Below are 13,444 nucleotides of genomic sequence, written 5' to 3'. Positions count from 1 at the left end.
TCATTCCAGCGGACTGCCTACGGCAGCCGCTGAATTCCAACGTTGAACGACAGCTTTCCCAAAAGCTCTACGGCTGCTCTGGGTCGGTAGTTCCAGTTGGAAGGGTGGAGAAGCCGCCGTCCACCGTCGCCTCACGCTTAAACGGCAGGTGACCAGCACATTGCTGCCTGACTGCGCCATCAAGCCACCGGCAGCTGAGGCCGAATTGCTGCCCAGGAAAACCTAGGACTCGCTCAAGGTGCATGCTGCCACTGTCGCCCATTCCTGAAGCAGCCGACAGAGTTTCCTTTCGCACAACGGCTTGGCGCACCTTCCCAGTCGCTATCCCCAGTCTTATCCACAGGAAGGCTGGATAACTGAGCCGCGTCATTGCGACTGTGGATCTGACGATGCGTCGATCAGTTGCGGCCCCTCGTTGCGCACGTTGCCGACCGCCTTCGACACTGGATGCATGCGCAGCATGGCGTCCGGGCAGGGCGCGATGAGTTGGCCGAAGCGCTCGGGGGTGGTGTCCCGGCTGAGCCACAGGTTGTCATCCCCGGGCTGCAGGATCACCGGCATGCGCTCGTGCAGCGCGCGCATGGATTCGTTCGCCTCGGTGGTGACGACGGTGAAGGTGTCGATCGGGGTGCCTGCGGGGCTGGTCCATCGCTCCCACAGCCCGGCGAAGCCGAATAGCTCGTCGTTGGCTGGCTGTATGTAGTAGGGCTGCTTGCCGCCGGGGATCGCCTTCCACTCGTAAAAGCCGGAGGCTGGCACGATGCACCGGCGCGATCTGTAGGCGGTGCGGAAGGCGGGCTTCTCGGCCAGCGTTTCGCCACGTGCATTGCTGAGCCGGGTGGCGATGGTCTCGTCCTTCGCCCAGCCGGGGATCAGGCCCCAGCGCAGCAGGTGCACGACGCGTTCGCCGCTGGGGCGCTGGCGGACGACGGGCAGCAGTTGCATCGGGGCTGCGTTGTAGCGTGGGCCGAAGTCGGCCGCCAGTTCATCGATGTTGGCTGAGAACCGTTCACGCAGCCGTGATACGGGGCCGTAGAGTGCGTATCTGCCGCACATGAGGGTTGTCTCCGAACACCTGAGAAGGGCGCAGGCCTTCGGAAGAATGAACTGATTTCCCGCTTCCGGACAGGCAGTGTGGCGCGTTTGCGCGTGACGGTGACTTACGCCGCAGCGGGGGCCTCGGGCACCGGTTCGGCCGCGGCGGGGGTGATGGCCAGCGCACCACGGCGTCCCTTGTTCGCCACGGTCGCGGCGTTCTCCAGAGCAGTAATGCTGCCGCCATTGGCCACCCAAGCTTCGAACCATCCCGGTTTGCGTCCCCGGCCCGACCAGGATTGTTCGAGATTGTTGGGGTTGCAGTACTTGGCTGGCAATGGTTCCTTCTTCGCCGAAACGGACTTTGCGGTGGGACGTCCCCGCTTTGCGGCCGGGGCGATCGTGCCAGCGTCACGGCCCAGCAGATCTTCCAGGCTGATGCCTTCCTCCTGGGCAAGCTTGCGCAGACGCTTCAGCAGGGATGCCTTAGTGTCACTTTCGCGCTTCTCGATCTCCTTGGTGATGCGCGTCTGGAGTTGCTTGAGCTGGGGGAGACTGTAGTCGGCAAGGTTGGTCATGAAGAGGGCTCGTTCGAAGGATCGGCACCTGTGTGCCACGCCCGTATGGTACCCGCGTCATTTCGTAACTACGTCTTTGGTCGTAGAGAAATCGGTGATGGACGGCGTGATCAGCATTCATCGCCATGACCATTGGCCGTCCGGGACGACCAGTACCAGTTCGCTGCCGAATGTGCCCTCGATACGCAGTTCGAGGTGGTTGTCTCGATGCAGATAGGCTTTCGCCGTCAACGCATTGAGCAGGCCATGGCTCGGCTGGACGGACGGCTGGGCACCGAGCCAGGGCAGGCTGCGCCGCAACGCCGCGCCCGATGCAAGCAGCGCGGCTTCGTCGAGTTCGACAAGCGCGATGTCCACAGTGCGGCAGGTCACGTCCTTGCTTCTCGCTGAAGGCTGTACGAAAATACAGTTTAGCAGGAGCGTATGCGATGAAACATCCGACCCACCTCACCTGTCCGGCGTGTCACGCCCCTGTGGCGCTTGAGCGCTATGAGCGTGTGGCTGGCGAGGGAGTCGAGGGTTTCGTGTGTCCCGAGTGCGATTCGTTCCTCGTATGCTGCAACGCTTACAGGGCTGCCTCAGCCGGGTATAGCGAGGCCACGCCCCAATCGGTCGTTCATCTTGCGCCGAGCGATTCCCCTTTGAGTCTCCCCACAGAGCCGCTCGCCCTTTCGCGTAATGAAGTCGAATGAGAATACGTGTTCGACCGGGTTGCGGCCACACTCGCCGACGAGGCGTCCGCGGTGTCGCCGTCGCCCCTTCTCGATCGTGATCTTGTCTTCCGCCCGTAGCTGAGCAACTATTTGTTAGTTTTCTCAGTTTTTCTGTGAACCTACATTCGCGGTCGTCGAGCGCATTCGCACCGTGGGCGATCACACCAACACCGAGCGCGTCTTTTATATCAGCAGCTCGCGAGCCAACGCAAAGCTCGTCGCTCGGGCCGCACGCAGCCACTGGGAAATCAAGAATCAGCTTCACGGGTGTGTGGATGTGCAGTTCCACGAGGATCAGTCACGGGTGCGCAGCGGCTATGCCGCCAACAACCTGGCCATCGTTCGCCACATCGTAATGAACCTGCTGCAACTCAACACGACACAGCGACTCGCAAGGCGAGCTTCAAGTCGAAGCGCATGATGGCTGCGACCATTGCTTAATTTCGCGCCGAGCTGCTTGGAAATGTGACTTTAGGGTGCTATTGCCCTGGCTGGCCACTGGCCGAGTGCTGTCCGCCGCGGCCTTGAATCAGGCCACGACGTTGCGGGAAATAATCGTTGTCATGAGCGTTTCCGCCATTCCCATGGCGCCACGGGGTCTCTATCTGCCCAGAGTCCGCGCCCAGCACTGCGCGCCTCGTCCTGCGCCCGGTACAGGGTCTTGTCCTTCGCGTAGCGGTCATACACCCACGCCATGCCGCGGCGCACCTGTGCGGCGTTCGCATCCACGCCCGCGCAGGTGACCCGGCCGACGATGCGCTTATAGCGGTCGACGTCCTCTACCCTCACCTCGGCGCGCTTCTCGTGGCACAACTCGCCGAGGGACTGCCTGGAGCGGGTGCCAAAAGCCTGCTTCTTCTCGGGGGCGGCGATCTCCGCCAGCCGGATCTTGACCTGCTGAAAGTCCTCGTTCAGCACGGTCAGCGTGTCGCCGTCGGCGATCGCCACTACGAGGCCGACGATGAGCGCTGCGGTGCCCGGCACTACTTGGCCTCGGCATTAGTGGTCTTGGCCTTCCTCTTTGGTCTCCCGTGCGCGCGCAGCTCGTCGAAGATCGCCGCGGCCTTCGCATCGGTACCGAAGGCGATGTTCAGCAGCACCTGGACGGGGTTGGGGATCTCGCGACCGGACTCGTATCGGCTGCCGCCGCTCTGAGTCGTCTGGAAGGGCGTCCAAAACTCCAGCTGGTTGAGGCGTAGCTTGCGCCGCAGTTCGCGGACCTCGGCGCCGGTGTAGATCTTGAGCTTCATGGCGGGCTTTCGATTTTCCAAAGGCATATTCTAGCGCGGCCAGTTCCAGTGCTTCAGTCCGTCGTCGCCGAGTACCTGGTCGAGGGGCGTGACCTCCCACTCCTGCAGCACGGCGCCGCCGCGGTACTCCTCGAACCCACGAATGAGCATGCCGCCGACGCCCGGCTGAACGGCTACCACGCGAGCGTCGTGGAGCAAATATCTCGGGCCGGCGTTCGCCAGTGGCTGGTGCAGCTCGAACTTGCGGCCCTTCGACTGCAAATCACCGACCGCCTGGTGCTCGGGCCGACCGGCTTCGTGGTCTGGAATGCGGCGACCGCCTTGGCGCAGGCGGCGGATGCGAACGAACATGGTGGCGCGTTATTTGCTGTAAACATCTACAGTTTATGCCGGGCTTGTTCGAGCGGTGTAGGGTGTCGCTACAACGTACTGACCGGAGACTGTGATGTGCGGTCGCTATGCCCTGTATGGCCCTCAATCGCGTCTACGAGAGCAGTTTGGCGTCGAGCCGGCTAACCTCGAGGAGCGCTACAACATCGCCCCGTCGCAGGATGCGCAGATCGTCCGCTGCGGCGTCGACGGAGAGCGCGAGCTGATCTCCGCACGCTGGGGATTGCTGCCGTCCTGGGTGAAGGAACCTGGCAAGCTCGCCCTGCCCATCAACGCGAAGGTCGAGACCGCGGGCGAGAAGCCGATGTTCAGGCACGCTTTCAAGCGGTCGCGCGTGCTCGCGCCGGCGTCGGGGTTCTACGAGTGGGTACCGGTTGCCGGGTACAAGCAGCCGTAATTCATCCGGCCCGTCGGTGGTGAGGCGCTGTTCGGCTTCGGTGGGCTCCTCGAGCACTGGGAGGGCCCTACGGGGTCGGTCCTCACCTTCGCGATTCTGACGACTGCGGCGAATGAATTGATGCGGCCTATCCATGATCGGATGCCGCTCCTCATCCGGCCCGAGGACTACGCCGCTTGGCTGGATCCTGGTGTTACCGACGCGAAAATGGTGCTCGAGCTCGTCGGCGACTACCCGTCAGCGGAAATGGAGGCCTATCCGGTGGGGCTAGCGGTGGGGAATCCGCGGACGCAGGGTTCGAGCTTGGTCGAAAGACTGCCATTGCCCTGAGACGGAACAACCCTATGCAGTGAATTCGTGCTGAATCGTGTCGGCTCCTGACCTGACTGAGGGAAACTCCGCCCTTCGTAGTGCCTCGGCCGAGGCTGTGTAAAAAACGTGAATAGTCGGCAAGTCGGTTGAGAGTTTTCCCACCGATGGCTGCTATCGCTCCTCTGGAGGACTAAGGGCTCCCACCGCAACCGATCCTACGCCGGCGCTTCAGCCACGGCTTCCCACAGCGACAACCCGTGTGCGCGTTCTTACACAGCCTCGGCCAACGCCCGCCACCGTCAAGCCGACCCCTATGCGCAGGTTTGATGAGTAGTGCTTGGTTGATTGAGAGCCAGCGTGGCATCAGGTCCGGCTGGCCAACGCGCATCTGGACATAGTTTCTGCCGTCTTGTGCAGTGACGGTCCCACTGCAGTGGTGGTCCCACTTGAGGAGACCACCCTGGCAAACACACTTTCGTCCAATCACGCCAGTATCTATATTGAACTGATCAGAGTCAGCTAACGCGGGCATTTGCTTACTACAGTCTGGAGGCGTCATGCAGATCTTATTGCGATGCACGCTCGCTGCAGTTTTGGCGAGTGCCGGGCTGCAGTCCCAAGCCGGGCCTATGGCAAGATGGGATTCGGTCGAAGACGTAGACTCTGTGCCGCCGCGGCGGATTTGCCCATTGAACATGGACATGGTTCGCCACTCGGTCTGCGAGTTTATGGTCGCCCCTTTTGCCGACGTCCTTGGGCCCATCCGTGACAAGTACCCGCGCCCGCGTCTCAAGTTGGAGCCACCGCGGTATGCCTTGGTTGTCGACGCCATCGTGTCTGGCGGCAAAGCGACAACACGCCTTGGCTATCAGGTTCTCGGTGCCGATCTGCGGAAGATGCTAGCAGGAACTGCGTGCGGCGCAGAAGACAGGAACCACGTTCGCGTCAAACTCGGCCACAGTATGGATGTGACGGCAATCGAGATAGATACAGTAGTTCGCGCACCGAGTTCGGTCGTCTACGAATCGGCTTGCGTTACGGCGGTCCACATCGACTCAGCGATTCCGATCGACAACTCCAAAGCGATTCGCCTGGTACGAGACTTGCTGACCAGCCATACGGAGACATTATCTAGGAGCGCCTCCGATCACTCCGACAGCTTTCTGCCCTTGGGGTTGTGGGGTGGTCCGTCGAGATTTCCTTTCGCTATCATCGACGGGGGAAAAGTTGCCAAAACTGTTTACGTGGCCCAAGCGTCCGATCTTGAGGCCGCTGGTTACCCAATTAGCGCTTTTGTAGCGAAAACCTTCGTCCCCGCCAGCGCATCCACATCATGGACTGGCTTCGACTTCTTACCTTTCGTTCTAGAGTTCGAGAACTGGAAGCTTTACTACGCGGTTACAAGCACGCCGACGCCCGACGCAACTGGCGCCGTGTTGGTGAATTCGTTGCTGGCGGGGTTGCAATGAGAGCAGTAGTAGTAGCGGCCGTGCTCCTTCTGGCCTTCGTGTGCCAAGCGAGGGCTGAAACCCTGGTGCAAGTTATCTTCCACGCAAAGCCAGAAAGTTGGTCGCCAAAAGAGAGCCCACACGCATTCGTTGAGTTTCAAGGGGTCTACAGGGGGCAGCCACTTGCACGCCGGGCTTTTGGCTTTTCCTACTTGGAGACGGCTTCAGAGGGAACGATGAAGTACTACGTGGTTCTGGCTAAGGCTGTGACCACCGAGGTGCCCGGAACCCTTCGATACGAACCGCATCGTTACGTTCACAACCCAGCAAATCTAACGCTAACTACGTTCATCGATGACGACACGTTCGACCGGATGATTACCGAGATCGAGAATTGGCGTCTCAATCCTCCAGACTATTCGGCTTTGGCCGTAAATTGTGTCGGATTCGTCGATCGGCTAGCGCGCATTGCCGGACTCGATACGCCGCCTTGGAAGCAAGTTTTTCCTGACGCGTACCTTCGCGAGCTCTTGCTTCGAAATCAGAGCAAGCTGGTCTGCAACCCTCCCCTTTTGCCGGATGCCCGTAAAGACGAGGTAATCGATCGATGGGTAACCAGCCGCCGTCCTTTAATGCGTACCGATGCGCCGGCGCGGCTTCAAGAAGAGATTCTTAGGGGGCAACGAGGGGCCATCGGCCGCATCATCAAGGATATATACCAAGCGGCCGCGGACTTGGAGCGCAGTTTTGTCGGGTCGTCAGTTATACGGCGTGCCATGGAGAACGAGCACAACGCCAGGGTGAGTGCAGTGTCGGTTGCCGAGCAAGAGCGTGCGTCACGTTACCAGCAGTCATTGCGGAAACAAATGGAGTCTGTTGCACCCCTTCCTGGTGCATCATGGCGCAGCCTTGAAACTCCAAGTAGCAAACGGCCACATAAATTCCCGTGCATCGGTGTTTGCCTAGAGTTCGATGCGAGCGAATCGGACGCGTCTCCACGCCTGCAGTTCGAAGGAGAAACGTCGACCGGCGCTGACCTTCGAAGGAAGGTTGTGATGCCGCCGGTGGACTCGTCTGACAATCAACCCAGGCTAGAACTGCACCTGACGCGTGTAGGCAACCGGCTAGAGGGAAGCGTAGGGATAGTTGACCTCGGTCCCCGTGTAGTCGGAGAGGCGGCCCGGGTGACCTTCCTGATGCAATCTAGGTACGCCGCTTCGATGGCTGTTGCCATCTTCGTCGAGGGGATGACCCTCGATGAAGAGTCGATCCGCACACGCCGCGAGCGAATGGGCATCGACACTCGCCAGTTACCGCGCCACGTTTTCGTGCTTCCTCCCGCGGGTCTGCAGGAGATCGCGGTGGAGATTCCACCGATCAGGGTGTCAACCGAGGGTACGGAGAAGAGTGTGCTTCCCCCAACGTTGACTGTCGTAGCCAACGGAGAGACCGTAGCCTCATTAAGTTTCGTCTATAGCGCCCACTCCGCCGATCGCGTCGACGTCCGATACCGCAGCAGCGAGGGCTGGCGCAGCGGTCACGGCTGGAGATCAAACGAACCGCCTTACTCGATATGTAGCGGAGAGTCCCCACCGAACTACGCCCTAGTCGGCTCTGGGTTCTCGCTGAAGAGCCTGCATATGAAGCATTCCCGCTCATGCAATGAGAACACGAACGGTGTCGGCGAGTATGCTGTTTGCCACACTGTTCGCACGGGTAAAGAGACTTGCTACCAGTTCCAGGTGCAAGGCCATCACAAAGGGGGACTCGCGCCAGAAAGTATCAGTCTGCCATTCGAGGTAGACGTACTCTGGCAGTATGCCCTCGTACGATCGCCTCCTGCTTTTGTTGTGCTGCGGCGGGAGTAGGACGACCGACTCCGACCTGCCAGCGCAAGTGATTGTGTTGCTGCCCGATCTCTCGCTCTGGGGGTTCCTTGATCCTAAAAGCGGCAGTTCAGAGAAGTCGCGAACGCCGGAAGGTCCCTGCGCGACGCCGGCTTGGAGCGGCAAGCGGGTCACAACTGCGGTTTCTAGGGGTAGATCAAGCAGTCGTGTCACCAGCCGCCATTTCGATCACGGCAATCGCAACCGGGCGTTCACGTGCAAATTGTTCCGGTCTGGATGAGGCCGACTGACGTCTCGGATGGCGCGTGAAATACGAGCGCTGTGACTCCTGCGGGGCGACTCAACAGCCGGACCGGATGGCGAGCATCGGCCCATACCATGCCCTCGTCATGCCAGCTTTGACACTTCGCACGCGACGGCAACTATCTTTAGATTGCCTCTTGTGTGTAGCACGCAACGCGCGCTTGTGGGCGAACGGAGACTCGCGTACGTGCGCCCCGCAGCGTGGGTGATTGTGCATCGCGAACTGCCCACGGCTGCCAGCCTAGGGTTTTAGGAGGATTGCTCTTCCGACGAGGGAAAGTTCAGCAACTCCGAGGGGGGTAGCCCCAGCGTTTCAGCCAATCGGCAGATGTTGAGGAGAGCGATGTTCCGCTGTCCGCGTTCGACACCGCCCAGGTAGCTCCGCGCCAGACCGCTCTCAAGCGCAAGGTGCTCCTGAGACCACCCGCGCTGGCGACGCAGCCTTGCCAGATGTTTGCCGAACTGGATTCTGGGATCGAGGGAGTGCACTTGTGGCCGTAAAGTCGATTTCGGCCGATGCTATGAACTGGCACTCTATGAGGCCACGCGCTATGAGTGACAATGCGCGCGGCGCGCCGTACTATCCCACGCCATCCCCCCCTAGCTGAAAGACTGTGGTCCAGAACCCGAGCGGAATCGCACTACTAAGGCAGTTGCGTGCCCATCTGCACCAGAGGGAGCACGAGGCCTTTCTGACAGCTTTCCGTTCCCCTCCGTTGCAGGCTCTGGCGAAGGTCGATGACTATGTCAAGGCGCTCGGCGGGGAGGCACTGTGTCTTCTCATTGAGGATTGCGCACATCCCCCAAAGCCCCTCATGAGAGCCTACGAGACCTTTCTGCTTGCCGGAACGCTGCTCGCGCCGCACGACGTCATTCTGGAACTCGCCGCACGCCTCAAGTCCAAGACCTTGCAGTTGTTGGGGGAGCGAAACCGGCTGCTTGAGAATCGGCTCTCTCGCGCACAGAGTCGCCAGCCGTCGCCTCGAGCGCGCAACCAGGATCTGGTGGGACCTGTTATCGAGGTCCGCCGCTTCGTGCAGAGCACCTTCATGGAATTTGGGCCCCTCTCCGCCGCCGAAACCGCAGGTAGACGCAGATCGGTCTTTCGGAGTGAGCAGGAGCGCACCTTCCTTCATGCGTTGACCCTTCGCTTTCCAGCCTTCATGGCACTACCCAACTATCCGTTGGACCAAGTGGCGGACGTCTCAAAGATGAAGCACCTGCTTGGCGAAAAAGTCTGGGCATATGGTCGGCAGTGTCGCCTTGATGCAGTCCTGGTGGTCCCCGATGATGGTCGACCGGTTGCCGCCTTTGAGCTTGACAGCGCCTACCACGACCAGCCAAAGGTTCGCGTTCGCGATGAGATGAAGAATGCGATTTTTCGCCTACTTGGCATGCCCTTCTTCCGACTGCGGGTCGAGTCTCCAGGCTCAATGCGGAGTGATGAGTGGTATGCGCTCTTGACGGAGGAGGTTGTGCCCCATCTCAATCCAGGGCCACCTCTACGTTCCACGGCTTTCTCGGCGTGAATCCCGGACTCACGCCACCAGACGCGAAGTAATCTAAGAGCAGGCTGGCCGCGCATCGACCAAGTTTCCCCTTGGGCCGTAAGCGCCCCACTAACCCTCAGAATTCAGCCACGGGAGACGATCGTGCCAGTTGCGCCCAGCCCCGTGGTCGCCAGCCGAGTGCATCAGACAGTACGCCAGTTGATTCCCGTTTACCGGAATTTTACCTGCGTCCGTCCCCAGTCACTCGATCTTCGATCAGGCCGTGACGAACCGCTCCCGAAATGCTCGACGCCCCTGGTCGTAAGGCGCAGGGTTGGTGGCATGCGGCACCGGCTCCCTTCTGTCACCGATGAGGTAGTTGATCCGATAGGTGCAGTTGCCGGATGGGTGCAGCATGCCGCCACTCTGGGAGAGCGAGACGGCGGTATGTTGATTATCACGGGCTTGCTGAGCACATTAGGTTTTATCGAGGCCGGTCATTTTCAAACCCTAAACCCATCACTGTGGCAACGTCGGCGATCGAATGTTTTCTCGCAAATGAATTTATAGAGAGTGGTAGCGCAGATCCTTTTCCAGGAGACCTAGATTTTATTCTTATTAGAGATGGTGTCGCGCGTTTAATTGGCGAATTCAAAACCCACAACCTACCATCCCCCATAGACAGCGAATCGTGCGAGAACTATCAATCAGAGGATTGGAGGCGACTGGATGTCTTGCTGAAGCTGAGCAGTAAGCTGAATTGCAAATTATTTTATATTTTTTGGGGCCCCAGGCACCAGGAAATAAAGATTCAAGAAATAACACCAAGCAGAAAAATAGTGCAGTCAACCGTGCTCGAAAAAGACGCAAAAATACTAGCCGACTTCTTTGAATCGAATATATAACAACTTGCCGTTATTTCTACCGGCTGCGCTTCTTTTGCCGATCAACCCCTGAGGCCGCTCCGGATGATCTCGGGGATTGTTTCTTGAGACCCCAGTAGATCCAACCATTCGCAGCGGCGCCCGAACAAGCTTCGGCCGCAGTTGAGCTTCTCGGCCACGTCCTCGCCGATGCGGCGCATCTGGCAGCCGCAGGCGCAGGTGGTCGAGTCGGGTTCGTGACGGATCTCGGTGCGCGGCAGCTCGGGCGGCAACGGCTTGCGCCGGGCCTGCCCCTTGGGCTGCTGGCTCTTGCTGGTATCCGGTTGCAATTGCTCGAGCTCTTCGCTCATCGCCGCCAGATCGGCCTCGGCGGTCTCCTCGAAGAGCTGCACCTGCTCGGTGGACAGGCGCTCGGCCTTCACGCCGAAGCGATGACGCTTGTGCAGCGCCAGCTCATGCGTGAGCCGCTCGATCTTGGTCTGGCGCCATACGAGTTCGCGCTCCTGCTCGATGAGCAGGCGACGCAAGGCGTCGGCATCCAGTTGATCGAGGTCGGCGGGCAGCGGCATGGATCGATCATGTCCGCTGCACGCATCCGCCACCATCGGGGCATCCGCCGATAGCGCGTGTTCAGAGTGTCCGGATCACACCGCCGTCGCCCAGCCGCTGCCATGGCAGCCCGAGCACCAGCGCGTCGAACTGCGCCCGGGTGAGTGCGACACCGTCCTGGCCCTCCCTCCAGTGAAACCGGCCCTGGTTCAGGCGCCGGCACGCGAGCCACACCCCGAAACCGTCATGGACCAGCACCTTCAAGCGGGTGCCGCGCCGATTGCTGAAGAGATACGCGTGATGCGGCTGCGCCTCGCCGAACACGCGCACCACCTGCGCGAGCAGCGTGTCCATGCCTGCGCGCATGTCCAGTGGCGCGGCCGACAGCCACAGCGCCTCGATGCGGATCATGCGAGCCACTCGCGCAGCCATACACCACACGCCTCGGCGGCCTCGAGCGGCCACTCGAGCTTGACGCGGGCGTTGCCACGCTGCGCCTCGAGGCGGATCACCCGCGCCTCGACTGCGGGAGCGACCTGCACGGGGACAAAGCCCGGCTCAGCCAAAGCGGTGAGCGCTGCGCTGTCAGCCTTGCGCCGGCTCGGCGGCTCGATGCCGCGCTCGCGCATCCAGCGATGGACCTGATTGGCGTTCAGACCGTTGGCCAAGGCAATCCCAGCCACCGAGACGCCTGGCTCACAACACGCCGAGACCACCGACCGCTTGAAAGCTTCGCTGTGAGCGCAAGCTGCAGCAACTGGCCCGCGTGCCGGTGCTCATCATCGACGACTTCGGCCTCAAACCCCTTCGCGCCCCCGCCGACGAGGATCTGCACGACCTCATCGCCGAGCGCTACGAGCGTGCTGCCACCCTCGTCACCAGCAACCTCGACTTCACCGAGTGGGACCAGGCCTTCCCCGGTAACCGGCTGCTGGCCTCGGCCACCGTCGACCGCCTGCGCCACAACGCCTACTGCCTCACCCTCGACGGGGCCTCCTACCGTGCGCCCCGACAGGGACCGAATCGGGCGAAAAGCGCCCTTGCCACCACCCCGAAAAACATCGATTCTTGACCCCCCAACGACGTCCGTCAGAGCCCGGTTCGAGTGGCTTCTATATGCCGATCATCGGTGGCTCTATTGTGGCGGTCAGTGACACCCGGATCGGCCGGCGCGAGGCTCGCCGCCTGGCGGAAGAACGGCAGCGCCTCGGCCGCCCGGCCGGACCGCATCAGCACCGCCGCCAGGTTGCGCTTGGCGAAGGCGTTCTCGGGCTCGAGCTTGACCGCGTCGCGCAGCGCGTTGGCCGCCTCGTCGGCGCGCCCGGTGCGCGCGAACGCTACCCCGAGCGCGATGAACGCGTTCGCGTGCGTGGGGTCGAGTTCGACCGCCCGCTGCAGCGGGGCGACCGCCTCTGCCGGTCGCCCCAGTTCGGACAAACACAACCCGTGGCTGTAGGCGAGTTCAGCGTCGTCGAGCATGCCGTCGAGCGCCTCGAGCACCGGCAGCGCATCCTCCAGGAAGCCGTTTTGCAGCAGCCCCAGCACGTAGGCCTTCGGCTCGACCCCGCGCTCGGGGACCGCGACCACGCGCACGAACGCGTCATCGACCGCCACCACGGCCTGCCAACCGCGCGCCGCGTAGTCGAGCGCGTAGCGCCCGATCACCGCCTGCTCGAACTCGGCCGTGCCGCGTGGCGGCAGGCCCACCGGGTCGAGCTCGTCGAGCGGGATCTGGAAGATTTCGGGGGCTTGGCGGGTGGTCATCGGGTGTTCGAGCGGTTGAGTTCGGGCGGGATTGTCGCACACGGCACCCCATCAACTCGCACCCGCTCGCATGCCGATCTCGATCTACTCTCTGACCTACCGCCGCCACCGAAAGCATACGTCTCTATGGAACGTCAGCTCCAAGGTCCGCTGGCATCCGAACTCCTATTTCGCTCTGAACGCCCGCCCTATCCGGTCGAGCCGAATGACTGAGCCGATCAGAGATACCAACGAAAAGGCGGAAAACAACACTTTGTTCACGACATCAATCATCACGGCAGCTATGAGCGCCGCAAATAGCGCGATAGCCAGCATCCCTAGCCCGAAGCAGATTTCGGCGATAGCAGCATCGTACCTGCCTGCCTCGGAAGAATGCGTACACTGCCACTCGCATTTACGATCGGCGGCAAGCTCATTGGCTTGGTCAGCGAGTCTGAGAACACGGCGCACTGCGTCAAACATCTTCGTCTCTTCAGCATTCACG

16 protein-coding genes and 2 pseudogenes are annotated in these 13,444 nt (G+C 61.1%); 6 read left to right on the top strand and 12 right to left on the bottom strand.

Annotation, left to right across the window (positions count from 1 at the left end; genetic code table 11):
• Window positions 1-366: 366 nt before the first annotated feature.
• The 3 genes from AC731_RS15205 to AC731_RS15195 all read right to left on the bottom strand — a co-directional run bounded on the left by AC731_RS15205 (window position 367) and on the right by AC731_RS15195 (window position 1,985).
• Window positions 367-1,056, bottom strand: coding sequence for an SOS response-associated peptidase (locus AC731_RS15205; RefSeq protein ID WP_048707280.1), 690 nt, complete (start codon window positions 1,054-1,056; stop codon window positions 367-369).
• Window positions 1,057-1,160: 104 nt separating this feature from the next.
• Window positions 1,161-1,613, bottom strand: a complete 453-nt coding sequence (locus AC731_RS15200) for an H-NS histone family protein (RefSeq protein WP_048707278.1) — start codon at window positions 1,611-1,613, stop codon at window positions 1,161-1,163.
• 117 nt (window positions 1,614-1,730) lie between these two features.
• Window positions 1,731-1,985 carry a hypothetical protein gene (locus AC731_RS15195; RefSeq protein ID WP_048707276.1) on the bottom strand — a complete coding sequence of 85 codons (255 nt, stop codon included), beginning with the start codon at window positions 1,983-1,985 and terminating at the stop codon, window positions 1,731-1,733.
• 462 nt (window positions 1,986-2,447) lie between these two features.
• Between AC731_RS15195 and AC731_RS19665 the strand changes: the two are divergent.
• Window positions 2,448-2,767, top strand: a pseudogene (locus AC731_RS19665) (ISAs1 family transposase); the annotation flags it as partial.
• 120 nt (window positions 2,768-2,887) lie between these two features.
• Here AC731_RS19665 and AC731_RS15190 read toward each other — a convergent pair.
• Genes AC731_RS15190 through AC731_RS15180 form a run of 3 tightly spaced genes read right to left on the bottom strand, consistent with a single transcriptional unit; the run spans window position 2,888 to window position 3,927 of the window.
• The gene (locus AC731_RS15190) at window positions 2,888-3,310 is read right to left on the bottom strand and encodes a thermonuclease family protein (protein WP_048707274.1); all 423 of its coding nucleotides are present in this window, start codon (window positions 3,308-3,310) and stop codon (window positions 2,888-2,890) included.
• Window positions 3,310-3,576 carry a helix-turn-helix domain-containing protein gene (locus AC731_RS15185; protein WP_048707272.1) on the bottom strand — a complete coding sequence of 89 codons (267 nt, stop codon included), beginning with the start codon at window positions 3,574-3,576 and terminating at the stop codon, window positions 3,310-3,312. The genes AC731_RS15190 and AC731_RS15185 overlap by 1 nt, the downstream gene beginning before the upstream one ends.
• A gap of 30 nt (window positions 3,577-3,606) precedes the next feature.
• On the bottom strand, window positions 3,607-3,927 hold the full coding sequence (locus AC731_RS15180) for a hypothetical protein (protein WP_048707270.1): 321 nt from the start codon (window positions 3,925-3,927) through the stop codon (window positions 3,607-3,609).
• Between the two features lie 94 nt (window positions 3,928-4,021).
• Here AC731_RS15180 and AC731_RS15175 point away from each other — a divergent pair.
• The 3 genes and pseudogenes from AC731_RS15175 to AC731_RS19960 all read left to right on the top strand — a co-directional run bounded on the left by AC731_RS15175 (window position 4,022) and on the right by AC731_RS19960 (window position 7,991).
• A pseudogene (locus AC731_RS15175) lies at window positions 4,022-4,693 on the top strand (SOS response-associated peptidase).
• A 671-nt stretch (window positions 4,694-5,364) separates the two neighbouring features.
• Window positions 5,365-6,144 (top strand): hypothetical protein, encoded by a 780-nt coding sequence (locus AC731_RS15170; RefSeq protein WP_156480733.1) that lies wholly within the window; start codon window positions 5,365-5,367, stop codon window positions 6,142-6,144.
• Between the two features lie 215 nt (window positions 6,145-6,359).
• Window positions 6,360-7,991 carry a hypothetical protein gene (locus AC731_RS19960; protein ID WP_156480732.1) on the top strand — a complete coding sequence of 544 codons (1,632 nt, stop codon included), beginning with the start codon at window positions 6,360-6,362 and terminating at the stop codon, window positions 7,989-7,991.
• Between the two features lie 531 nt (window positions 7,992-8,522).
• On the opposite strand, the gene AC731_RS15160 is transcribed toward AC731_RS19960, so the two are convergent.
• Window positions 8,523-8,762 carry a helix-turn-helix domain-containing protein gene (locus tag AC731_RS15160; RefSeq protein WP_048707261.1) on the bottom strand — a complete coding sequence of 80 codons (240 nt, stop codon included), beginning with the start codon at window positions 8,760-8,762 and terminating at the stop codon, window positions 8,523-8,525.
• Between the two features lie 326 nt (window positions 8,763-9,088).
• Here AC731_RS15160 and AC731_RS15155 point away from each other — a divergent pair, with 326 nt between their 5' ends.
• Window positions 9,089-9,802: a DUF2726 domain-containing protein gene (locus AC731_RS15155; protein WP_156480731.1), complete on the top strand. Its 714-nt coding sequence runs from the start codon at window positions 9,089-9,091 to the stop codon at window positions 9,800-9,802.
• Between the two features lie 907 nt (window positions 9,803-10,709).
• Here the strand turns inward: AC731_RS15155 and AC731_RS15150 are convergent.
• The 3 genes from AC731_RS15150 to AC731_RS15140 all read right to left on the bottom strand — a co-directional run bounded on the left by AC731_RS15150 (window position 10,710) and on the right by AC731_RS15140 (window position 11,879).
• The gene (locus AC731_RS15150; protein ID WP_053085832.1) at window positions 10,710-11,216 is read right to left on the bottom strand and encodes an IS66 family transposase; all 507 of its coding nucleotides are present in this window, start codon (window positions 11,214-11,216) and stop codon (window positions 10,710-10,712) included.
• Window positions 11,217-11,277: 61 nt separating this feature from the next.
• Entirely contained in the window at window positions 11,278-11,607 is a 330-nt protein-coding gene (gene tnpB, locus AC731_RS15145; protein WP_048707257.1) for an IS66 family insertion sequence element accessory protein TnpB, read from the bottom strand.
• Window positions 11,604-11,879 (bottom strand): hypothetical protein, encoded by a 276-nt coding sequence (locus tag AC731_RS15140; RefSeq protein ID WP_205626694.1) that lies wholly within the window; start codon window positions 11,877-11,879, stop codon window positions 11,604-11,606. The genes tnpB and AC731_RS15140 overlap by 4 nt, the downstream gene beginning before the upstream one ends.
• 83 nt (window positions 11,880-11,962) lie before the next feature.
• Here AC731_RS15140 and AC731_RS15135 point away from each other — a divergent pair, with 83 nt between their 5' ends.
• A complete protein-coding gene (locus AC731_RS15135; RefSeq protein ID WP_269465505.1) occupies window positions 11,963-12,268 on the top strand; it encodes an ATP-binding protein in 306 nt (101 codons plus the stop codon).
• Window positions 12,269-12,285: 17 nt separating this feature from the next.
• On the opposite strand, the gene AC731_RS15130 is transcribed toward AC731_RS15135, so the two are convergent.
• Both AC731_RS15130 and AC731_RS15125 read right to left on the bottom strand, forming a co-directional pair.
• Complete coding sequence (locus AC731_RS15130) at window positions 12,286-12,960, bottom strand: tetratricopeptide repeat protein (RefSeq protein ID WP_237266542.1); 675 nt, start codon at window positions 12,958-12,960, stop codon at window positions 12,286-12,288.
• A gap of 165 nt (window positions 12,961-13,125) precedes the next feature.
• On the bottom strand, window positions 13,126-13,443 hold the full coding sequence (locus AC731_RS15125) for a hypothetical protein (protein ID WP_156480730.1): 318 nt from the start codon (window positions 13,441-13,443) through the stop codon (window positions 13,126-13,128).
• Window position 13,444: the final 1 nt, after the last annotated feature.

Origin of the sequence: Thauera humireducens, assembly GCF_001051995.2 — a bacterium.
Lineage (GTDB): Bacteria > Pseudomonadota > Gammaproteobacteria > Burkholderiales > Rhodocyclaceae > Thauera > Thauera humireducens.
Note: the sequence above shows the minus strand (reverse complement) of the source record. Positions and strands in the feature narration are given on the sequence as shown.